19 protein-coding genes are annotated in these 19,068 nt (G+C 63.8%); 4 read left to right on the top strand and 15 right to left on the bottom strand.

What is annotated here, in order from left to right; genetic code table 11:
* Positions 1–236 precede the first annotated feature (236 nt).
* Genes ACIP1G_RS29355 through ccmA form a run of 10 tightly spaced genes read right to left on the bottom strand, consistent with a single transcriptional unit; the run spans position 237 to position 7,584 of the window.
* Positions 237–656, bottom strand: coding sequence for a hypothetical protein (locus ACIP1G_RS29355; RefSeq protein WP_346646745.1), 420 nt, complete (start codon positions 654–656; stop codon positions 237–239).
* Between the two features lie 12 nt (positions 657–668).
* Positions 669–1,865: a c-type cytochrome biogenesis protein CcmI gene (gene ccmI, locus ACIP1G_RS29350; protein ID WP_400743550.1), complete on the bottom strand. Its 1,197-nt coding sequence runs from the start codon at positions 1,863–1,865 to the stop codon at positions 669–671.
* Complete coding sequence (locus ACIP1G_RS29345; RefSeq protein WP_400743549.1) at positions 1,858–2,334, bottom strand: cytochrome c-type biogenesis protein; 477 nt, start codon at positions 2,332–2,334, stop codon at positions 1,858–1,860. The genes ccmI and ACIP1G_RS29345 overlap by 8 nt, the downstream gene beginning before the upstream one ends.
* Entirely contained in the window at positions 2,331–2,867 is a 537-nt protein-coding gene (locus tag ACIP1G_RS29340) for a DsbE family thiol:disulfide interchange protein (protein WP_400743547.1), read from the bottom strand. Before ACIP1G_RS29340 ends, ACIP1G_RS29345 begins: the two co-directional genes overlap by 4 nt.
* The gene (locus ACIP1G_RS29335) at positions 2,864–4,837 is read right to left on the bottom strand and encodes a heme lyase CcmF/NrfE family subunit (protein ID WP_400743553.1); all 1,974 of its coding nucleotides are present in this window, start codon (positions 4,835–4,837) and stop codon (positions 2,864–2,866) included. The genes ACIP1G_RS29340 and ACIP1G_RS29335 overlap by 4 nt, the downstream gene beginning before the upstream one ends.
* A gap of 11 nt (positions 4,838–4,848) precedes the next feature.
* Complete coding sequence (gene ccmE / locus ACIP1G_RS29330; RefSeq protein WP_274080887.1) at positions 4,849–5,304, bottom strand: cytochrome c maturation protein CcmE; 456 nt, start codon at positions 5,302–5,304, stop codon at positions 4,849–4,851.
* Entirely contained in the window at positions 5,301–5,477 is a 177-nt protein-coding gene (ccmD, locus tag ACIP1G_RS29325) for a heme exporter protein CcmD (RefSeq protein ID WP_012273475.1), read from the bottom strand. Before ccmD ends, ccmE begins: the two co-directional genes overlap by 4 nt.
* Positions 5,474–6,241 carry a heme ABC transporter permease gene (locus ACIP1G_RS29320; protein ID WP_012273476.1) on the bottom strand — a complete coding sequence of 256 codons (768 nt, stop codon included), beginning with the start codon at positions 6,239–6,241 and terminating at the stop codon, positions 5,474–5,476. Before ACIP1G_RS29320 ends, ccmD begins: the two co-directional genes overlap by 4 nt.
* Positions 6,242–6,286: 45 nt before the next feature.
* Positions 6,287–6,964, bottom strand: coding sequence for a heme exporter protein CcmB (gene ccmB / locus ACIP1G_RS29315; RefSeq protein WP_013973563.1), 678 nt, complete (start codon positions 6,962–6,964; stop codon positions 6,287–6,289).
* Positions 6,952–7,584, bottom strand: coding sequence for a cytochrome c biogenesis heme-transporting ATPase CcmA (ccmA, locus tag ACIP1G_RS29310; RefSeq protein WP_400743544.1), 633 nt, complete (start codon positions 7,582–7,584; stop codon positions 6,952–6,954). Before ccmA ends, ccmB begins: the two co-directional genes overlap by 13 nt.
* A 266-nt stretch (positions 7,585–7,850) precedes the next feature.
* Between ccmA and ACIP1G_RS29305 the strand changes: the two genes are divergently transcribed.
* The 4 genes from ACIP1G_RS29305 to ACIP1G_RS29290 all read left to right on the top strand — a co-directional run bounded on the left by ACIP1G_RS29305 (position 7,851) and on the right by ACIP1G_RS29290 (position 15,355).
* Positions 7,851–9,401 (top strand): flagellar hook-length control protein FliK, encoded by a 1,551-nt coding sequence (locus tag ACIP1G_RS29305; RefSeq protein ID WP_400743541.1) that lies wholly within the window; start codon positions 7,851–7,853, stop codon positions 9,399–9,401.
* Positions 9,398–9,739 carry an EscU/YscU/HrcU family type III secretion system export apparatus switch protein gene (locus tag ACIP1G_RS29300; RefSeq protein ID WP_400743539.1) on the top strand — a complete coding sequence of 114 codons (342 nt, stop codon included), beginning with the start codon at positions 9,398–9,400 and terminating at the stop codon, positions 9,737–9,739. Before ACIP1G_RS29305 ends, ACIP1G_RS29300 begins: the two co-directional genes overlap by 4 nt.
* Before the next feature lie 69 nt (positions 9,740–9,808).
* Complete coding sequence (locus ACIP1G_RS29295) at positions 9,809–12,517, top strand: dermonecrotic toxin domain-containing protein (RefSeq protein WP_400743536.1); 2,709 nt, start codon at positions 9,809–9,811, stop codon at positions 12,515–12,517.
* Positions 12,518–12,670: 153 nt separating this feature from the next.
* A complete protein-coding gene (locus tag ACIP1G_RS29290; protein ID WP_400743533.1) occupies positions 12,671–15,355 on the top strand; it encodes a dermonecrotic toxin domain-containing protein in 2,685 nt (894 codons plus the stop codon).
* Between the two features lie 32 nt (positions 15,356–15,387).
* On the opposite strand, the gene ACIP1G_RS29285 is transcribed toward ACIP1G_RS29290, so the two are convergent.
* The 5 genes from ACIP1G_RS29285 to motD form a co-directional block, all read right to left on the bottom strand.
* Positions 15,388–15,783, bottom strand: a complete 396-nt coding sequence (locus tag ACIP1G_RS29285; RefSeq protein WP_234228944.1) for a DUF2802 domain-containing protein — start codon at positions 15,781–15,783, stop codon at positions 15,388–15,390.
* A 1-nt stretch (position 15,784) separates the two neighbouring features.
* Positions 15,785–16,264, bottom strand: coding sequence for a chemotaxis protein CheW (locus ACIP1G_RS29280; protein ID WP_003254393.1), 480 nt, complete (start codon positions 16,262–16,264; stop codon positions 15,785–15,787).
* A 44-nt stretch (positions 16,265–16,308) separates the two neighbouring features.
* The gene (locus ACIP1G_RS29275; protein ID WP_400743529.1) at positions 16,309–17,214 is read right to left on the bottom strand and encodes a CheW domain-containing protein; all 906 of its coding nucleotides are present in this window, start codon (positions 17,212–17,214) and stop codon (positions 16,309–16,311) included.
* Positions 17,214–18,002, bottom strand: coding sequence for a ParA family protein (locus ACIP1G_RS29270; RefSeq protein ID WP_400743526.1), 789 nt, complete (start codon positions 18,000–18,002; stop codon positions 17,214–17,216). The genes ACIP1G_RS29275 and ACIP1G_RS29270 overlap by 1 nt, the downstream gene beginning before the upstream one ends.
* A 208-nt stretch (positions 18,003–18,210) precedes the next feature.
* Positions 18,211–19,068 carry a flagellar motor protein MotD gene (motD, locus tag ACIP1G_RS29265; protein ID WP_400743523.1) on the bottom strand — a complete coding sequence of 286 codons (858 nt, stop codon included), beginning with the start codon at positions 19,066–19,068 and terminating at the stop codon, positions 18,211–18,213.

Below are 19,068 nucleotides of genomic sequence, written 5' to 3'. Positions count from 1 at the left end.
CCATGGGGCCTCAGCGCTTGACGGGCATCCATGCCCGTCACCTCCCTCCGCAAGCCCTTCGCTCGGCCTCCTGAAGTCGCAATCTGCGTCGCCTGAACTACCGCGCGCTTAGAAGCAAAGGCAAAGGCATTCGCGGGCAAGCCCGCTCCTACAGGGATATCACAGTACCTGAGGTTGGTGGTGAGCCTGTAGGAGCGGGCTTGCTCGCGAAAGGGCCAGAACAGGCAAACAAATCACTACTGCGCGAACGCCCGCCCCAACCCACCCGGCACACCACTGCTGTCAGTTTCCTGCCAAGGCCCATTCGGGCTCAGCGACCAGCTCCAGCCATTATCGAACCGATAATAGGTACGCTGGCGGTAGAAGGTGTTGGGCTGCTTCTCCAACACATACACCCCCAGCTTCGGGTCCCAATGGCTAGCCCCGCCAGGCGGTGGCGCAAAGCTGGCCGAGGTACGCGGCATCGGCTTGGGAATGGAAGCCGGCTTGCTCGGCTGGGTAGCAGGCTGCCCACCCGGCAACGGCTTGACCGCCGGCCCCTGCTGCGGCGGCACACGTTCGATCGGCGGCTCCGGCTGCTCATACGGCTGCTGCACCGTACACGCAGACAAACCCAAAGCCAGGGTGATCAGGGTCAGGCGGACGGTGCTGTGCATGGCGTTGATCTCTTACGGGTCGGGGCTGTCGATGGTCAGGTGCTGGGTGGCCTGGGTGGCGCTGGGCAGTGGCGCGCCCTGGCCAATCCACTCACCATGGGTAGGCTGGCCGGCGCGCGAGACACGTGCAACCAGTTGGACTTCGGCAAAGTCGGACAGTTTCATCTGCGGCATCATGGCGTCAGCATCCGACAACTCCACCTCAATTGGCAACTGCGCCACAGTCACCCGCTTGGCGGCCAGCGGCATGGGCGGGCCATTGCTGGCGCGGGCAAAGATGAACACCGTATCGCCTGGCTTGACCTTGTCCTGCAACGCCGCCGCCAGTTCCACCCGCACCTTCAAGCGCGCCGCCACTGGCGCAGGCTCTGCGGCCTGCCCTGGCCCGCCACCCAGGCGCTCGGCGGCGCGGTCGATACCGCCCTGCAACGCCGCCCGCGATGCGTCGCCTTCCGGCAGCTGCGCCAGCAGGCGCTTCCAGTAATCGATAGCTTCCTGGTAACGCTCGCCTTCAAAGGCAGCAATACCGCGCAGGCCCAGGCTGGTCACTTCGTTGGGGTCGGCCTTCAGCGCTTCGTCAGTCAGCCCTTGCACCTGCGGGCTCCACTGCTTGTCGGCGGCAAAGTACAGGGCTTGGGCCCACTGCCCCAGCAACTCGGGCTGGCGACCGGCCAAGGTCACGGCACGCTCGAAGGTACGCGCGGCATCGGCCGGGCGCTGCTCGGCCATGTAGGCACGCCCCAGGAAGTACAGGGCCTCGGCCGAATCCGGCTGGGCCTGCACCACACGCTCCAGGCGCGCGGTCATTTCTTCCATCGACTTGGGCGCCTCGGCGAATTCCTGGGTCAGGGCTACCTTGTCGGCCGCGCCAAAATGCAGGTACAGCCCCAGCGCCATCAGAGGCACCAGCACCGCCGCCAACAGCGGCAGGGCCTTGCCCAGATGGCCCAGGCGCGGGGCGTCAGCGCCTTCGGTATCGGCCAGCAGCTCGCGCGCGGCTTCGTCACGGCCCTTGGTCAATTGCGCCTCATCGAGTACACCTGCAGCCTGCTGGGCTGCCAGTTCGGCGACGCGCTCCTGATACAGGGCCACGTTCAGGGCGGTACGGTCTTCTTCCGGCTGGCGACGACGGCCACGCAGGATCGGGATCAGCAAGAAGCTGAGGGCGGCGAGCAACAGCAGGCCCGCGCTAAGCCAGAATTCAATCATGGGTCTGTTCTTTTTCCAGCAGTTTGGCGAGACGCTCGCGTTCTTCGACGGAAAGCTCGTTATTACCCTGTACAGCCGTACCGCGGCGCCGGCGCACGATCACCGCCAGCGCCACGAAACCACCGGCCAGCAGGATCCCCGGGCCGAACCACAGCAGCCAGGTACGCCCGCTGAGCGCCGGTTTGTAGCGCACGAAGTCGCCATAGCGGTCGACCATGAAATCGACGATCTGCTCGTTGTTCTTGCCCTCACCCAGCATGCGGAAGATTTCCCGACGCAGGTCGGCGGCAATCGGCGCGTTGGAGTCGGCAATGTCCTGGTTCTGGCACTTGGGGCAGCGCAGTTCCTTGGTCAGCTGCTGGTAGCGATCGCGCTCGGCCTCATCGCGAAACTGATAGGTGTCGATGGCCGCCTTGGCCACACCGGCCAGGCTCATGCCCAGCACGGCGGCTGCCAGCCAGCGCTTCATGGCTTGGCCTCATCGACCAGGCCCTGGTACAGCGGCGCCAGCTGCTCACGCCACACGCTGGCATCGACAATGCCCACATGCTTGTAGCGGATGACGCCCTTGGCGTCGATCAGGAAGGTTTCCGGCGCGCCATACACCCCCAGGTCCAGGCCCAGGCTGCCCTGCTCGTCACGAATGTCAAGCTGGTAGGGGTTGTGGAACTCGGCCAGCCACTTCTGCGCGGCGGCGTTGTCATCCTTGTAGTTGACCCCGTGAATTATCACGCCCTGCTGGGCCAGCTGGTTCAGGTACGGGTGCTCGACCTTGCACGACGGGCACCAGGTGGCCCACACGTTAACCAGCGCCGGGCGGCCCTGCAAATCGGCCTGGGTCAGGGTGCGGTCGCCCTGGGTCGAGGCCAGGGAAAACACCGGGAACGGTTTGCCGATCATTGCCGAAGGCAGCTCGTCGGGCTTGAGAAACAGCCCCTTGTAGAGGAACACCGCCACCAGCAGGAACACCGCCAGTGGCACTACCATGATCCAACGCTTCATGCAGCTGCTCCAGACACGCCCAGGGCATCACGCACCCGGGTCTTGACCTTGACGCGGTAGCGCCGGTCGAGGGCCGCCAGCAAACCGCCCAGGCCGGTCAGCAGACCGCCCAGCCAGATCCAGCGGACATAAGGCTTGATATGCACGCGCACGGCCCAGGCGCCGTTCTCCAGCGGCTCGCCAAGGGCAACGTACAGGTCACGGGTAAAGCCTGCGTCGATACCGGCTTCGGTCATCATCGACTGCTGAACGGTGTACAGGCGTTTTTCCGGGTGCAGGGTGGTCACTTCACGGCCATCGCGGCTGACCACCACGGTGCCCTTGTCAGAGATGAAGTTCGGCCCTTCGAAGTGCTTGGCACCCTGGAACAGGAAGTGGTAACCGCCCAACTCCACGCTTTCACCCGGGGCCATGCGCAGGTCGCGCTCGGCGCTGTTGTTGCTCGACAGCACCACGCCCAGCGCACACACCGCCAGGCCCAGGTGCGCCAGCTGCATGCCCCAGTAGCTGCGGCCCAGGCCCGGCAGGCCCTTGACCAGGCCTTTGTGGCGAGTCTTGTCGAGAATGTCGCGCAGCCCGCCAAGCACCACCCAGGCGGCCAGCGCGAAGGCCGTCAGGGTCGGCCAGTCGAAGTCGTCGACGATAAAGCCGGCCACCGGGGCGAGGATGGCGCTGCCGATCAGCACCGGGGTCATCATGCTGGCCAGCCATTTGCCTGGGGTGTCCTTCCAGCGCACCACCACGCCCACGCTCAGCACCACCATCAGCAGTGCCATCAACGGCAGGAACAAGGCATCGAAGTATGGCGGGCCGACCGACAGCTTGGCCCCGGTCAGCGCATCGAGCACCAACGGGTACAGGGTGCCGAGCAGAATCATCGAGGCCGCCACCACCAGCACCAGGTTGTTGGCCAGCAGCAGCGTCTCGCGCGACCACAGGGCGAAGCCAACCTGGCTCTTGACCACCGGTGCGCGCAAGGCGAACAGGGTAAGCGAACCACCGACCACGAACAGCAGGAAGATCAGGATGAAAATGCCCCGCGACGGGTCGGCGGCAAATGCATGCACTGAGGTCAGCACGCCGGAACGCACCAGGAAGGTACCCAGCAGGCTCAGCGAGAATGCGGCAATCGCCAGCAGCACGGTCCAGCTCTTGAACACCCCGCGTTTTTCAGTCACCGCCAGCGAGTGGATCAGCGCGGTGCCCACCAGCCAGGGCATGAACGAGGCGTTTTCCACCGGGTCCCAGAACCACCAGCCACCCCAGCCCAGTTCGTAGTAGGCCCACCACGAACCCAGGGTGATGCCCACGCCAAGGAAGGCCCAGGCGACGATGGTCCAGGGCCGCGACCAGCGCGCCCAGGCCGCGTCCAGGCGACCGCCGAGCAAGGCGGCGATAGCGAAGGCAAAAGCCACCGAGAAGCCCACGTAGCCCATGTACAGCATTGGCGGGTGCACGATCAGGCCAAAGTCCTGCAGCAGCGGGTTGAGGTCGCGGCCATCGGTCGGCACTTGCGGCAACAGGCGCTGGAACGGGTTGGAGGTGATGATCAGGAAGCTCAAAAAGCCCACGCTGATCATGCCCATGACTGCCAGCACACGGGCCAGCATCACCTGCGGCAACTGCCGCGAGAACACCGACACGGCGAAGGTCCAGCCACCGAGGATCAGCGCCCACAGCAGCAACGAGCCTTCGTGGGCACCCCATACCGCACTGAATTTGTAGTACCAGGGCAAGGCGCTGTTGGAGTTGCTGGCCACATAGGCGACCGAGAAGTTGTCGGTCATGAAGGCATGGGTCAGGCAGGCAAAGGCAAACGCCAGGAAGGCGAATTGCCCCCACGCCGCCGGCCGCGCCAGGCTCATCCACAGGCTGTCGCCACGCCAGGCCCCCAGCAGCGGCACGCTGGCCTGCACGGCGGCAAAGCAGATGGCCAGGATCATCGCCAGCTGGCCGAGTTCGGGGATCACCAGTGCTGCGTTCATGGCTTGGCCTCCCCGCCGGTGGCAGCCTGGCCGCTTTCTTTCAGGGCCTTGGTGACCTCGGGCGGCATGTACTTCTCGTCGTGCTTGGCCAGCACTTCATCGGCCACCACCACGCCTTCGGCATTGACCTTGCCAAGCGCGACGATGCCCTGCCCTTCGCGGAACAGGTCGGGCAGGATGCCACGGTAGGTGATCGGCACCGACTTGTTGAAGTCGGTGACCACGAAGCGCACGTCGAGCGAGTCGGACGAGCGCTGCACCGAGCCTTTCTCGACCATGCCACCGGCGCGGATGCGGGTGTCCAGCGGCGCCTCGCCGTTGGCGATCTGGGTGGGGGTATAGAACAGGTTGATGTTCTGCTGCAATGCGCTCAAGGCAAAGCCGACGGCAACCCCGACGCCGACCAGCAGGCCGACGATGAGCAACAGGCGTTTCTTGCGCTGCGGATTCACTGGTTGTTCTCCCGGCGCAAACGGCGCGCCTCTTCTTGCAGGTAGCGACGGCGGGCCAGCAGGGGCGCGGCGACATTCAGCGCCAACACCGCCAGGCAGATGCCATAGGCCGACCACACGTACAGGCCATGATGGCCCATGGCGAGGAAGTCACCGAAGGTGGCAAAGCTCATTGTGCGGCCCTCCGCCCCAGGCTGTTCAACACTTCGTCCTTGACCCAACTGGCGCGCGCTTCGCGCTTGAGCACTTCAAGGCGCATGCGCAACAGCAGCACGGCACCGAAGAAGCAATAGAAACCCAGCGCCGTGCACAGCAGCGGCAGCCACATTTCTGCGGGCATCGCCGGTTTTTCGGTCAGGGTGAAGGTGGCGCCCTGGTGCAGGGTGTTCCACCACTCCACCGAGTACTTGATGATCGGGATATTCACCACGCCGACAATCGCCAGCACGGCGCAGGCCTTGGCCGCACTGTCACGATTACTGATCGCCTGGCCCAGCGCAATAATGCCGAAGTACAGGAACAGCAAAATAAGCATGGACGTAAGGCGGGCATCCCAGACCCACCAGCTGCCCCAGGTCGGTTTGCCCCAGATGGCGCCGGTGACCAGCGCCACGGCGGTCATCCAGGCACCGATCGGTGCGGCGCACTGCAGGGCGACATCGGCCAGTTTCATCTTCCACACCAGCCCCACCACCCCGGCCACCGCCAGCAGCACATAGCAGGACTGCGCCAGCATCGCCGCCGGCACGTGGATGTAGATGATGCGGAAGCTGTTGCCTTGCTGGTAGTCCTGGGGGGCAAAGGCCAGGCCCCAGGTGATGCCGACCAGCAGCAGGAGCACGGCAGCGCCGGCCAGCCACGGCAGCATGCGGCCGCTGATGGCATAGAACCATTTCGGGGAGCCCAGCTTGTGGAACCACGTCCAGCTTATTTTCATCAGGTACATCCAGGGTATTTGCCGGGCTTGAGAGCCCGGGACTCGTTATTCGCCGACGCTGATCTTCAGGCCAGCCGCTATCGCAAAAGGTGCCAGGGTCACGGCCAGGGCCGTGAGGCTGGCAAGCCAGAGCAAGTGGCCGGTTGCCGGCATATTTTGCAACGCCGCTTGCAACGCACCACTGCCCAGGATCAATACAGGGATATACAACGGCAGAATCAGCAACGCCAGTAACAAACCACCGCGTTTCAGACCGACTGTCAGCGCCGCGCCCACCGCGCCCAGCAAGCTCAACACCGGCGTGCCCAGCAGCAGCGAGCCAAGCAGCACCGGCAGGCAATGGCTCGGCAGCCCCAGCATCAGTGCCAGCAGCGGCGCCAACAATACCAGCGCCAGCCCGGAAAAGATCCAGTGCGCCAGCACCTTGGCCAGCACCAGCAGCGCCAGCGGGTGCGGCGACAGCACCCACTGTTCCAGCGAGCCGTCCTCGAAATCGCTGCGGAACAGGCCGTCCAGCGACAGCAACACCGCCAGCAGGGCTGCCACCCAGACCAGGCCTGGCGACAAGGTTTGCAACAATTGGCTTTCCGGGCCGACCGCCAGCGGGAACAACGCCACGACGATGGCGAAGAACACCAGCGGGTTGGCCAGCTCGGCCGGGCGGCGGAACAGCAGGCGCGCTTCGCGGCGCAACAACAAAATGAATACGCTCATGCCGCCCATTGCCCCAGGTTCAGTTCACGGTAACCGGAGGGCTTGCGTTCCAGCGTGTGGTGGGTGGTCAGCACCACCGTGCCGCCCTGCTCGCAGTGGGCCGCCAGGTGCGCTTCGAGCTGCGCCACGCCTTGCTTGTCGAGGGCAGTGAACGGTTCGTCGAGAATCCACAGCGGCGGGCAGGCCAGGTGCAGCCGGGCCAGGGCCACGCGGCGCTGCTGGCCGGCCGACAGGGTGTGGCAGGGTACGTCTTCGAAACCGCGCAGGCCAACAGCCGCCAGTGCTGCCCAGATCGCCTCGCGGTTGGCCGGTTGGTGCAGGGCGCACAGCCAGGTGAGGTTCTCCTCGGCAGTGAGCAGGTCCTTGATGCCGGCGGCGTGGCCGATCCACAGCAGGATGCTGGCCAGCGCGTGGCGCTGCTCGGCCAATGGCTTGCCGCCCAGCAGGATCTGCCCGGCGGTTGGCTGCATCAACCCGGCCAACAGGCGCAACAGGCTGGTCTTGCCACTGCCGTTGGGGCCGCTGATCTGCAGCATGTCGCCAGCACCCAGCTCGAAATCGAGCTGCTCGAACAGCAGGCGCCAGTCGCGCTCGCAGGCCAGGCCTGCGGCTTGGAGGTGAAGGGTCACGGTTTCGCCTTATCTTTTGTAGGGCTTAAGGTCGGTGTTGCCTGGTTCGCGGGTAAACCCGCTCCTACATGTACAGCGCAGGCCTCGAAGGCAGCACAAAACGTTGTAGGAGCGGGTTCACCCGCGAACCAGGCAACACCAACCTGAAGCCTTGTGTCTCAAGTCGCCCCCTACGCTGCCGTTATACTGGCAACCACAGGCGCCCGGCATTATTACACGCGCCGCCGCGCTGCCAAGAGGCCGGGTTCGACAGGTTGTATACAATCATGACTGAAATCAATAGTCTCGGTGCACAAACCGCAATCAGCACCCAGACCATCAAGGCGGGCATGACTGGCGAACTGCTGCGCCTGACGCAACCACAGCCCGGCATGATGGCCCCCGGCGAGACCGCACAGGCCGAAGTCGTGTCGTTGCGCCAGGTGGGCAGCGACTTTCAACTGGTGCTGCGGCTGATGCAGGCCAATGGCACGCAGACCCAGCTACAGGCCAGCGCCAGCCAGCCCCTGCCACAGGGCAGCCAGGTCACCGTCAGCCAGACCGAAAGCAACCGCCTGGCAATCATGTTGCAGCAGGCCAACGCCAGCCAGATTGCCACCCTCACCCGCCTGGACACCAGCAAGGTGCCGGTCGGCACCCTGCTGCAAGGCAAGGTCGTGACCAACCAGGCCTTGGCCCAGGCGCCCGGCCAAGCACCGGTCTACCGGGCGTTGGTCAGCCTGCTCAACAGTGCCCAGGCCGGCGCTACCCTGACCGTCGACAGCCCGCGCCCGCTGGCCGTCGGCAGCCTGCTCAGTGCGCTGGTGCAGGGCGACCAGTCGCTGCGCTTCGTGCCGCTCAGCGGCCGGCAGGACCAGCTCAGCATTGCCCAGCAACTGCTGACCCAGCAAAACCGCCAGGCTTCGCTACCCGGCCTGCTCAATGCCCTGCAGCAGCTCACCCGCGACCCAGGCGCCGATGGCGACCTGCGCGCCAGCGCCGAACGCCTGCTGGCCGGCCTGCCGGATGCCCGGCAATTGGGCGATGCCAAGGCAGTGGCCCAAGCCCTGAACAACAGCGGCGCCTTCCTGGAAGCGAAACTGCTGGGCGGCTTCCCCGCCAGCGTTGCCACCGACCTCAAGGCGCATTTGCTGCGGCTGATTACCCAGGCTCCCACTGGTACAACCGCTAACCTGGCTCCCGCCAGCCTGGCCGTGACCATGCCGGCACTGGCCCGCAGCGCCCTGGGCATGCTCGAACGGGTCAGCCCCAAGCCACAGCCCGGCGCGTTCCCACTGCCGTCGCGCCTGCTCAAGGCCATGGAAGACGAAGGCGACCTGCAACAACTGCTGCGCCTGGCCGCCGCCGCCGTGTCGCGCCTGCAGAGCCACGCCATGAGCAGCCTGCAACAAACCGGCACGCTGGAAAACGGCAACCTGCAGACCACCTGGCAAACCGAAGTGCCGATTCGCCACGGCCAGGAGTTCATCCCGCTGCAGGTCAAGCTGCAGCGCGAGGAAACCCCGCAACAGCAGGCAGATCGCCAGCACCAGGCGCAAGACCCCCTGCAGGCCCTGTGGCGCATCGAGTTGGCTTTCGACCTGTCGCCGCTCGGCCCCATGCAGGTACAGGCACAGCTGAGCCAGGGCCGCTTGAGCGGCCAGCTGTGGGCAGAGCGCGAGCAAACCGCCCGGTTGATCGACACCCAGCTGGGCACCCTGCGCGAACGCCTGCTGGCACGTGGCCTGGACGTAGGCGACCTGGAGTGCCACCCCGGCACGCCACCACAAGGCCCGCGCACGCGGGTGGAACAACGCTGGGTGGATGAAAACGCATGACAAAGAAACCCACCCACCAGGCCATTGCCCTGAGCTACGACGGCCAGCAAGCCCCAACCCTGAGCGCAAAGGGTGACGATGCGCTGGCCGAGGCCATCCTGGCCCTGGCCCGCGAGCATGAGGTGCCGATCTACGAAAACGCCGAGTTGGTGCGCCTGCTGGCACGCCTGGAGCTGGGCGAGCAGATCCCCGAAGCGCTGTACCTGACCATTGCCGAAATCATTGCCTTCGCCTGGCAACTGCGGGGCAAGGTGCCCGCCGGCTTCAGCGACGAACCCGAGGCGCCGCGCGACATCACCCCGGTCACCGCGCTGCTGCCGCCTGAAGGCCACCGGTAGCTATCTACCACCCCGGTCGGCACCAGCCGTTCAGCCTTGCCATTCCCGTCAATGAGCAAGGTGAATACCATGTCAACAAGCCGTATCAATGCTGCCGGCGTGCAATACGTCCGCGATCATCTCAGCCATGTGCCCCGCCCGGACCGCGAAGCCAGCCGGGCTATCCGGCAGTGGCTCAAGCAGCAAGGCCATGACCTCGATCCGGAGCAGATTGACGTCGTCACCCTGCACTACTGCCCCGATGGGCCAGACAGCAACTTTGCCGCCATTACCCAAAGCATGAGCTTGCCCCAGGCAGTGCTCGGCAACTGGCAAGGAGAATCCAACAACGACCTGTTCGGTGCCCTGCTGCGCCAACCCTGGGCCGGCTCGCTGCCTGACGGCTCGCTGCGCCTGGTCGAAACCTTGCCGGCACCGGGTTTCAACCACCAAGGTGTCGCCTTTGAGGTGTTCAACGGCCTGTTCCGCCGCACCACCCCACAACGCTATGACGCGTCCACCCATCTGCCGATCGCCGCCGAAGCCTTCCAGCGCTTCATCGAAGCCCTGGACTTTCATACGCCTTTCAAGGCCCAGCTTGACCGCTACTGGGGCGAGCACCTGCACAACCACCGGCTGGCCTGCAAACTCAACTTCATCGCCGCCTGTAACCAGCAAGTCGCTGAAGGCAGCCTCAGCGAGGCAGCCAGAAAGCTCATATGGCAAGCTGCCGGGCTGATGCCGCGTGGCATCACCCTGCGCTTGAGCATGTTGAACATCTATGGCTACGCCGCCACCGACCTGCTGTACCTGCATCACCCTGCCAGTGACCTTGGCGTGCTGTACATACCCGGCAACAGCTCGCCGTTGCTGGAGTTCAGCAGCCAGATGCAGTTGCAGGACTGGGTTGGCCAGCAGTGCAAAGACCCGCTCAAGCGCCGTGCCCTGAAGCAACATTTTCGGCTGGCCGACTGCCCGCAAGGCCTCGACTTCAGCGGCCTGGACACGGCCCTCGAAGGGCTGGCCGAGTACCCCAGGCGCCATCAGCTGCCACCTGAGCATGGCTATTTCAACGACGACGGCACCTGGCCGCCGCGCACCTACGTGAACTACCGGCCCGACACCTACAGCCCCAGGATTGACGGCGATCTGTTCCAGGCCCTGGCCGAGCGCCAGCGCCAACGCAGCTACGATGACGCCGATTTCCTCATTACCCGCGACAGCCAGGTCAGCAAAGCGCGCTGGCTCGGCTACCTGACTACCACGCTCAACCTGCTGGCCCCGCTATGCCTGGTGGTACCAGGCCTGGCCCCGCTATTGGCCGTGGGCGGCATCGCGCAGCTGGGCCTGGGGCTGGACCAGGCGATCAATGGCAAGACGCTACAAGAGAAGCAAGACGGCGTCGGTAATATCACCTGGGGCCTGCTCAACGCCGCGCCGCTGGCAATCGTCGGTGCAACCAGGGCCAAGGCACTGTTCGAATTCAAAACCGAAGGCTTCGTGCCGCCAACGCGGCTGAACGAACAGATCGGTTACCCATTGAGCCCTGTCTCGCCACCCCGCTTCCCGGAGCCTGAAGGTGCGCGTTACTTCCATACCCGTGAGCCCATTGCACCACTGCCGGACGGCGACCAGGCCATCACCGATTCGGTTATCCGCACGCCGCTCTATAACAGCGACATCGACAACCTCGATGCGAGCATCGACACCTATAACGAACGCGTGGTCTACGACTTGCAGCGCGATGTCTTCATTCGTGAACAGGACCTCAACGAAATCGACCCAGTAGGCTACGTCGCCAGGGTTGGAATCAGGGATCTGCAGCCTGTTCGCAGTACCCGCACAGTCACCAACGCCATGCGCAGCCGCAGCCTGCGCGCGCTGGGCATCGACCTTGCGCTGCCAGTGGAGATCCCGACAGTGGCCAGCGCAAGCTACCCGATTCCCAAGCGGATCGCATGCCTCTGGGTGGGTGACAAAGTCATCAGCCCTGAACTGCTGGCCAACCTGGGCAGCAACGCCGAGCGCCTCAACGACAGCCAATATAACCTGCGCCTGTACCTATCCAGCGCGGCCCCTGCAGCTTACGCCGAGAACCTGAGCCTACTGGCCGAACACGCCCCTGACCTGCAAGTGCTGCCTCTGGAAGAGCAAGCCTTTTACAGGGCGTTTCGCCAGAGCAGGTACTACGCCCAGTACGATGCCGCACTGGATGGCAATGGCGGCATCGCCAGCAACTATGCCTCGGCCTCGGATGTGCTGCGCTACCCGATGCTGCACCATGAAGGGGGGTTGTACATGGATGTGGACGACACCCTGCTGGCCACTGGCGAAACCATCGACCAGGTCGAATTGCGCACCACGCCCAACGGCCTGCTGCTGGCGCCGCCCATGTCCAACGAAAAAATGGGCATGAACTGCCTGTACAACACCAGCCTGATCGGCAGCCACCCTGGTAACCCTACCCTGGAAGCCATTTCCGAAGAGATGCATGCGCGTTACCAGACCAACCAGGATTTCTACGACAGCAAGCCAAGCCTGGCCGATGACCCGGCAAACTTCTACCGCTATGCCAACCGCCTCAGCCGCATGACCGGCCCGGCCATGCTCAGCGATGTGGTCGACCGCCACCTGCCGGCGCTGCGTACCTTGCGTCAGGTCATCAACCTGTACGGCATGCCGCGGATCAACGCCTATCAGTTCGTCGACCTGGCGCGCAGTCAGGAAGCGATGCGCACACTGTTGCCACTCAACCGCTTTGCCAAGGTCGGCGGCAATCATTCCTGGAGCAGGACGTAATCGGCAATTAGAACTGTACCTGCCTTGCGCGGCCCTTGTGTGCGGGCTAGCCCGCTCCCACAGGGGACCGCGCAAGGTGGTAACCATGTAGAACAACCTGAACCCTCAGCCTGGCTACCGTAATGCCTCATTTCTCCGCACAGGCAGATACCCATGGCAGGCACACGAGTGAATCACGCGGGCGAGCAGTTCATCCGCAACCACCTGCAGCACATTCCCCGCCCGGACCGGCAAGCCTTCAATGCTATCCGTGAATGGGCCATGCAACAGGGCCATGACCTGGACCCCGACCAGACCGACGTAGTCACCCTGCACTACCGTGGCAACCAGGCAGTCATTACCCAGCGCATTTCTCTCACCCAGGCGGTGCTCTCAAACTGGCAAGGTGAGACCAACAAGAATTTGATCGGCCAATTGTTCCCAGGCCACTGGGCAGGCACTTTGCCAGATGGCCCATTGACCATCGTCGAACGCCTGCCGGAACCCGGGGTGTTTGACAACGGCGCCCACTTCTCGGTTTTCAACGGCCTGTTCCAAAGGACTACCCCGGCCCGCTACGACAGCACCACGCACCTGGCGGTCGATGTCGAGGCCATGCAGCAGTTCATCTGGAACATGGACTTCCACAGCCACTTCGTCAGCATGCTCGACACTTACTGGCAGCAGGCGACAGAAACTCATCGGCAATCCCTGCAGATAAGCTTCATCGCCGCCTGTAACAAACAGGTCCAGGAAGGTTCGTTGAGCGACGTCGGCCGCCAACTGGCATGGCAAGCTGCGGGGCTCATGGCAAAAACACCTGGTCTGCAGGTCAGGCCCTTGAACGTTTACGGGTACGCCGCCACCGACCTGATATGCATCACCGACCCTGCGCAACCGCAGGTACTGCTGTACCTGCCCGGCAACGCATCGCCCTTGCATGAGTTCGATAACATGACGGCCATGCAGGACTGGTTCGCCGAACAGTGCCGAAGCGACGACAAGCGCCTGAGCCTGCGCCAGTACTTCAAACTGGCCGACTCCCCTGATGGCCTGGACTTCAGTGGGCTGGACACTGCCCTGGACGGCCTTGGCGCCTATCCGGGCATGCACCATCGTTCACCCAACCGGCCTGGGTTTACCGTTGATGGTCACTGGCCTCCGAGCGAGTACGTCAACTACAAGGCCGACCAGTACAGCCCGCAGCTGGTGGGCGACCTGTTTGCAGCCCTCACCCAGCGCCAGCGCGAACGCAGCTATGGCGATGCCGACTTCATCATTACCAGCGATGCGCAAGTGACCAAGGCGCGCTGGCGCGGCTACCTGGTGGCCTCGCTCAACCTGCTGGCACCGCTGGCCTTGGTAGTGCCCGAGCTCATACCCTTACTGGCGGTTGGCGGTGTCGCGCAGTTTGGCCTGGGGCTTGACCAGGCGATCAACGGCAAGACGCTTGCTGACAAGGACTCTGGCGTGAGCAATATCGCCTTCGGCCTGCTCAATGCCGCCCCGTTGGCCTTGCTCCCTGCAGCCCGCCCGCGAATGCTGTTCCCAGGCAAGAGCTCACGTTTCGTCATGCCCACGCGGCTGAACGACCAGTGGGGCTACCCACTGAGCCCCAACAGCCCTCCCCGGTTACCCGAAGAGATCCTGGCAGACTTCTTCGTGCCAGCCGAGCTACCGGTCGAGGCCTCGCGTATAGCCAGAGGCCCGTTGAATCGCGCAACGGGTACCAACGCGCTATTGGCGCTCAAGGACGGCAACGAAGTCGAAATACTCTACGACACCGAAAACGATGCCTTCATCCTCAAAGAGGACGCCAACGAGGTGTTGCCCAACTACTACCAGGTGACCGCGGGCACTCGCGACCTGTATGTGGTCAACCCGGCCACGCGGGGAGCCAGCAATGCGATGCGCATGAACACACTGCGCAAGCTGGGTGTCGACCTGCAACTGCCACTCAGCGTGCCTTCGGTCAGCAGCTCGGAAGTAACTCCGCTGCCAAAGAAGATCCTCAGCATCTGGGTCGGCAACAAAAGCATCCCCGATGAGCTGGTGGAGAACATCGCCAGCAATGCCAAACGCCTTGAGGGCACGGGTTTCAGCTATGAGTTCTACCTGTCGAAATCCAACCCTAAAGCGTTCATGAAGAACCGGGCAAAGCTGACCGCGGCGTCGAACCTTCAGGTCAGAACACTGGAAGAACAACCCTTCTACGCAGCCTTCGAGCAAACCGACTTCTACCATCAGTACCGGCAGGCTCTGGACAGTAACGGAGCGAACTTCTCGTCTGCCTCCGACATCCTGCGCTACCCGTTACTCGATTCGGAGGGCGGCATCTACATGGACGTCGACGATACGCTGCGCAGCTTCGAAGACAACCCCGACAGCTTCGCGATGATCAGCTCGGTGGCCTTGAAAACCACGCCCGACGGCCTGGTCCTCGGCAGCCCGGTAGACAACGAACTGCTGGGCATGCACTGCGACTACAACAGCAACATGATCGGCAGCCATGCCAACAACCCGACCCTGCGGGCGATTTCTGCAGAGATGAACGCACGCTACCGCAGCAATCTGTCGTTCTACGACATCAGGCCGCTGGCAGGCACCCACGGGTACGAAGCCTACGCCCAGGAACTGAGCAGGATGACCGGGCCGGGCCTGCTCAACGATATGGTTGCCCGGCATCTGCCCAGGCTGCAGTTCCTGCGGCAACTGAGCAAGCTGGAGTCGATACCGGAGACTGGTTATCGCTCCCTTACAGCAGCTCTGACCTACCCTGTTTCCTTGGCGCGCAACAGCGACCAGGCGCTGGGCAGCGTAGCGACTATCGGCAACTACCACTCGTGGGGCAGGCCCTGAAACAAAACGGGCGATTTGCGTCGCCCGTTTCATCAACCACTGCGGTGCAGCTTGCTCATCAGCTCGGCTTCAGCCTGGGTCAGGCCGCAGCTTTCGGTAAGCTCGGCCACACTGGCGCCCATACCCACCAGCTTGGCCGCCTGGCTGAAAGTGACGTTGTTGGGGTCGCGCTGTTCCAGCTGCTGGATCTTGTCGGGCAGCGGCGTAACCACCAGGCTCAGCTCGTGCAGCGCCTCGCCCATGCGCACGGTACCGTTCTGGTAGTCGTCCAGGCGTTTGGCCAGGTCCTTGATGCGCTGGTCACGCAGGGCATCGCCTTCGGCCTGCTGCGCGGCCAGTTCGCGCTGGCGTTTGCTGTAGTTGAGGAAGAACCACAGGCTCAGCGCCCAGACCAGCGCCAGGAAGATGACAGCAACCTGTAGGATCAACTCAGATGTTCTCCAGCTCGGACCACTCTTCCTCGGTCATCATCTTGTCCAGCTCGACCAGGATCAGCAGTTCGCCATTCTTGTTGCACACGCCCTGGATGAACTTGGCCGACTCTTCGTTGCCCACGTTCGGCGCGGTCTCGATTTCAGATTGGCGCAGGTACACCACCTCGGCCACGCTGTCGACCAGGATACCGACCACTTGCTTGTCGGCCTCGATGATGACGATACGGGTGTTGTCGGTGACTTCGGTCGGCATCAAGCCAAAGCGCTGGCGGGTGTCGATCACCGTCACCACGTTGCCGCGCAGATTGATGATGCCCAGCACGTAGCTTGGCGCACCCGGCACCGGGGCGATCTCGGTGTAGCGCAGCACTTCCTGCACCTGCATCACATTGATGCCGTAGGACTCATTGTCCAAGCGGAAGGTAACCCACTGCAGGATCGGATCTTCGGAACCTTGTGCAGACGACTTTTTCATTCCCCTAGCCCTCTAAATCCGCTGTTACGCGGTTGTGTTCTGTGTCATTTCTGTTTGGCATGCAGCTGCTTGACCGCGCCACTGGCGATCAGCTCGGCCAAAGCGGCAACGTCGAGCAGTGCACACATGTGTTCGATCACCGTGCCGGCCAGCCACGGGCGCTGGCCACGCTGGCTGCGCCACTTGATCTCGGACGGGTCCAGGCGCAGCGAGCGGCTGACCTGGTGCACGGCCAGCCCCCATTCGTAGCCCTGCACGGAAATCACGTATTGCAGGCCCTGGCGAAAATCATCGCGGTAACGGTCGGGCATTACCCAACGCGCGGTGTCCAGTACTTTCAGGTTGCCGGCCTGGCAGGTCAGGATGCCGAGAAACCAGTCGGGCTGGCCGAACAGCGGCGTCAGCTCCTGGCCCGCCAGGTTGTAGATCGAGCCCAGGCACACCAGCGGTACTGCCAGGGTCAGGCCGGCGACATCGAACAGCAGGCATTCGAACGGCTCGGCGGCCCAGGCCGGGCGACCATCGTCGGTGGCCGGCGGCAGCGCCTGGCTGGGGGCTGGCAGGTGCACATCCACCAGCGGCACTGCCGGCTCCACGACGGGTTGCTCAACGGGTTGCTCGACCAGTACCGGGATGCTGGCCTCAGCGACCACTTGCTGCTCGACCACCGTCACCACCGGCGCTTCCACTGGCATCACGCTGGGCAGCACCGCCAGCTTGGGCTCGGCGAAAGGCCGTGGGGCAGCACTGGCGGGGGCTTGGGCGGGCGCAGGCTTGGCCGCCTGCCGGGCATCACGCGCCTGCTCCTCGCGAACGGCATTGGCGAACTCGTCCGCCGCTGCCGGCGGCTCGAACAGCTCTTCGGCCTCGGTAGCCTCCTGCAGCAGGCCATCGAGGTACGATTGCAGGGCCAGTTGTGGCCGGGTGCTGGTTTGCCGGGTCTGGGTCATCAGGCCACCTGTACTGCAGTTTTGTAAGTCAGCAGGTGCTTGAGCAGCGCCCGGTAGGCAACCAACCCACGGCTCTTGCTGTCGAACTGCGAAGGCGTGACACCCTTGCGGCTGGCATCGCGCAGGCGCGTATCCACCGGGATGTAGCCCTGCCACACTTGCTGGCCGTAGCTGTCACGCAGTTGCTTGAGCGTGCCCAGGGAGGCCTGGGTACGGCGGTCGAACAGGGTCGGCACGATCTGGTAAGGCAGCGCCTGCTTGCGCGAGCGGTTGACCATGGCCAGGGTACCGACCATGCGTTCCAGGCCCTTGACCGCAAGGAATTCGGTTTGCACCGGAATCACCAGCTGCTGGCTGGCGGCTAGGGCATTGACCATCAGCACACCGAGCAAGGGCGGGCTGTCGATCAGGGCAAAGTCGAAATCCTGCCACAGCTGCGCCAGACTCTTGGCGATCACCAGGCCCAGGCCATTCTGCCCCGGCGACTGGCGCTCCAGCACCGCCAGCGCGGTGCTCGACGGCAGCAGCGAGATGCGCTCGTCACTGGTGGGCAACAGCAATTGCCCGGGCAAGCCCTCGGGCACCACGCCCTTGTGCAGGAACAGGTCGTAGCAGCTGTGCTCCAGGGCATCCGGGTTGTGCCCGAAATAGCTGGTCATCGAGCCGTGCGGGTCGAGGTCGACGACGACCACGCGCTTGCCGGCCTCGGCCAGCAGGCCGGCCAGGGCGATGGTAGTGGTGGTCTTGCCGACGCCACCTTTTTGATTGGCTACTGCCCAGACTCTCATCAAGCAAACTCTATGTATTGATTTGGCAGGGACACTGTAGAAACAACTATTTGAAAGCTTGCCCGATCCCTGTGGGAGCGGGTTTACCCGCGAACACCGGCAAAGCCGGTGCCATACACCGAGTCGCCTTCTTCGCGGGTGAACCCGCTCCCACAAGGGCCAGCGGTAAACCCTCGAATCCATTACCCAGTGACAGAGAATTGACGAGTTACTGCCCCGCCACCGTTGCTGGCGTTGCCGGTGCACTTTGTGTGCCAGCCCGGCGCAATGCGGCATCCGGGGTGGCATTGGCGCTGCCCGAGCCGGTCAGGCTGCGGCGCACTTCCAGGTTACGGGAAATCACCAGCACCACCCGGCGGTTACGCGCACGGCCGTCGGCAGTGTCGTTGCTGGCCACTGGCTGATACTCGCCGTAACCCACGGACGCCATGCGCGCCGGGTTGACCCCTTCCATGGCCAGCAGGCGCACGATGCTCGCCGCACGCGCCGACGACAACTCCCAGTTGGTCGGGTACTGCGCTGTGCGAATCGGCAGGTTGTCGGTGAACCCTTCGACATGCACCGGGTTGGCGAACGGCTTGAGGATACCGGCCACCTTCGCGATGATGGCAAATGCCTTGTCGCTGGGCATGGCATCGCCACTGCCAAACAGCAGCGACGAGTTGAGCTCGATTTCGATCCACAGCTCGTTGCCGCGCACGGTCATCTGGTCACTCTTGATCAGGTCGCCAAAGGCATCGCGTACGTCATCGCTGATGGTTTTCAGCGGGTCGACATTGGTCGCCGCCAGGCCCGCCTCGGTCTGCTCGCTGTCTTTGACCAGTGGCTCGGCCGGGCGCACGCTCAGTGGCTGCTCGTCGCCGATGGGGATCGGCTTGACGGCGCGCTCAGGGTCGTTGAACACCCCCAGCAAGGCCTGCGAGATGACCTTGTACTTGCCCTCGTTGATCGAGGAAATCGAGTACATCACCACGAAAAAGGCGAACAACAAGGTAATGAAGTCGGCGTACGACACCAGCCAGCGTTCGTGGTTTTCGTGTTCCTCGGTATGGCGACGGCGACGCAT

Source organism: Pseudomonas sp. NPDC089392 (genome assembly GCF_044749595.1).
Taxonomy (GTDB): Bacteria; Pseudomonadota; Gammaproteobacteria; order Pseudomonadales; family Pseudomonadaceae; genus Aquipseudomonas.
Note: the sequence above shows the minus strand (reverse complement) of the source record. Positions and strands in the feature narration are given on the sequence as shown.

Bases quoted from the DNA above. Each gene is read 5' to 3' on its own strand.
- ACIP1G_RS29355 (WP_346646745.1), bottom strand. From the start codon at position 656: ATGCACAGCACCGTCCGCCTGACCCTGATCACCCTGGCTTTGGGTTTG.
- ccmI (WP_400743550.1), bottom strand. From the start codon at position 1,865: ATGATTGAATTCTGGCTTAGCGCGGGCCTGCTGTTGCTCGCCGCCCTC.
- ACIP1G_RS29345 (WP_400743549.1), bottom strand. From the start codon at position 2,334: ATGAAGCGCTGGCTGGCAGCCGCCGTGCTGGGCATGAGCCTGGCCGGT.
- ACIP1G_RS29340 (WP_400743547.1), bottom strand. From the start codon at position 2,867: ATGAAGCGTTGGATCATGGTAGTGCCACTGGCGGTGTTCCTGCTGGTG.
- ccmD (WP_012273475.1), bottom strand. From the start codon at position 5,477: ATGAGCTTTGCCACCTTCGGTGACTTCCTCGCCATGGGCCATCATGGC.
- ACIP1G_RS29320 (WP_012273476.1), bottom strand. From the start codon at position 6,241: ATGAAAATAAGCTGGACGTGGTTCCACAAGCTGGGCTCCCCGAAATGG.
- ccmB (WP_013973563.1), bottom strand. From the start codon at position 6,964: ATGGGCGGCATGAGCGTATTCATTTTGTTGTTGCGCCGCGAAGCGCGC.
- ACIP1G_RS29305 (WP_400743541.1), top strand. From the start codon at position 7,851: ATGACTGAAATCAATAGTCTCGGTGCACAAACCGCAATCAGCACCCAG.
- ACIP1G_RS29300 (WP_400743539.1), top strand. From the start codon at position 9,398: ATGACAAAGAAACCCACCCACCAGGCCATTGCCCTGAGCTACGACGGC.
- ACIP1G_RS29295 (WP_400743536.1), top strand. From the start codon at position 9,809: ATGTCAACAAGCCGTATCAATGCTGCCGGCGTGCAATACGTCCGCGAT.
- ACIP1G_RS29290 (WP_400743533.1), top strand. From the start codon at position 12,671: ATGGCAGGCACACGAGTGAATCACGCGGGCGAGCAGTTCATCCGCAAC.
- ACIP1G_RS29280 (WP_003254393.1), bottom strand. From the start codon at position 16,264: ATGAAAAAGTCGTCTGCACAAGGTTCCGAAGATCCGATCCTGCAGTGG.
- ACIP1G_RS29275 (WP_400743529.1), bottom strand. From the start codon at position 17,214: ATGACCCAGACCCGGCAAACCAGCACCCGGCCACAACTGGCCCTGCAA.
- ACIP1G_RS29270 (WP_400743526.1), bottom strand. From the start codon at position 18,002: ATGAGAGTCTGGGCAGTAGCCAATCAAAAAGGTGGCGTCGGCAAGACC.
- motD (WP_400743523.1), bottom strand. From the start codon at position 19,068: ATGCGTCGCCGTCGCCATACCGAGGAACACGAAAACCACGAACGCTGG.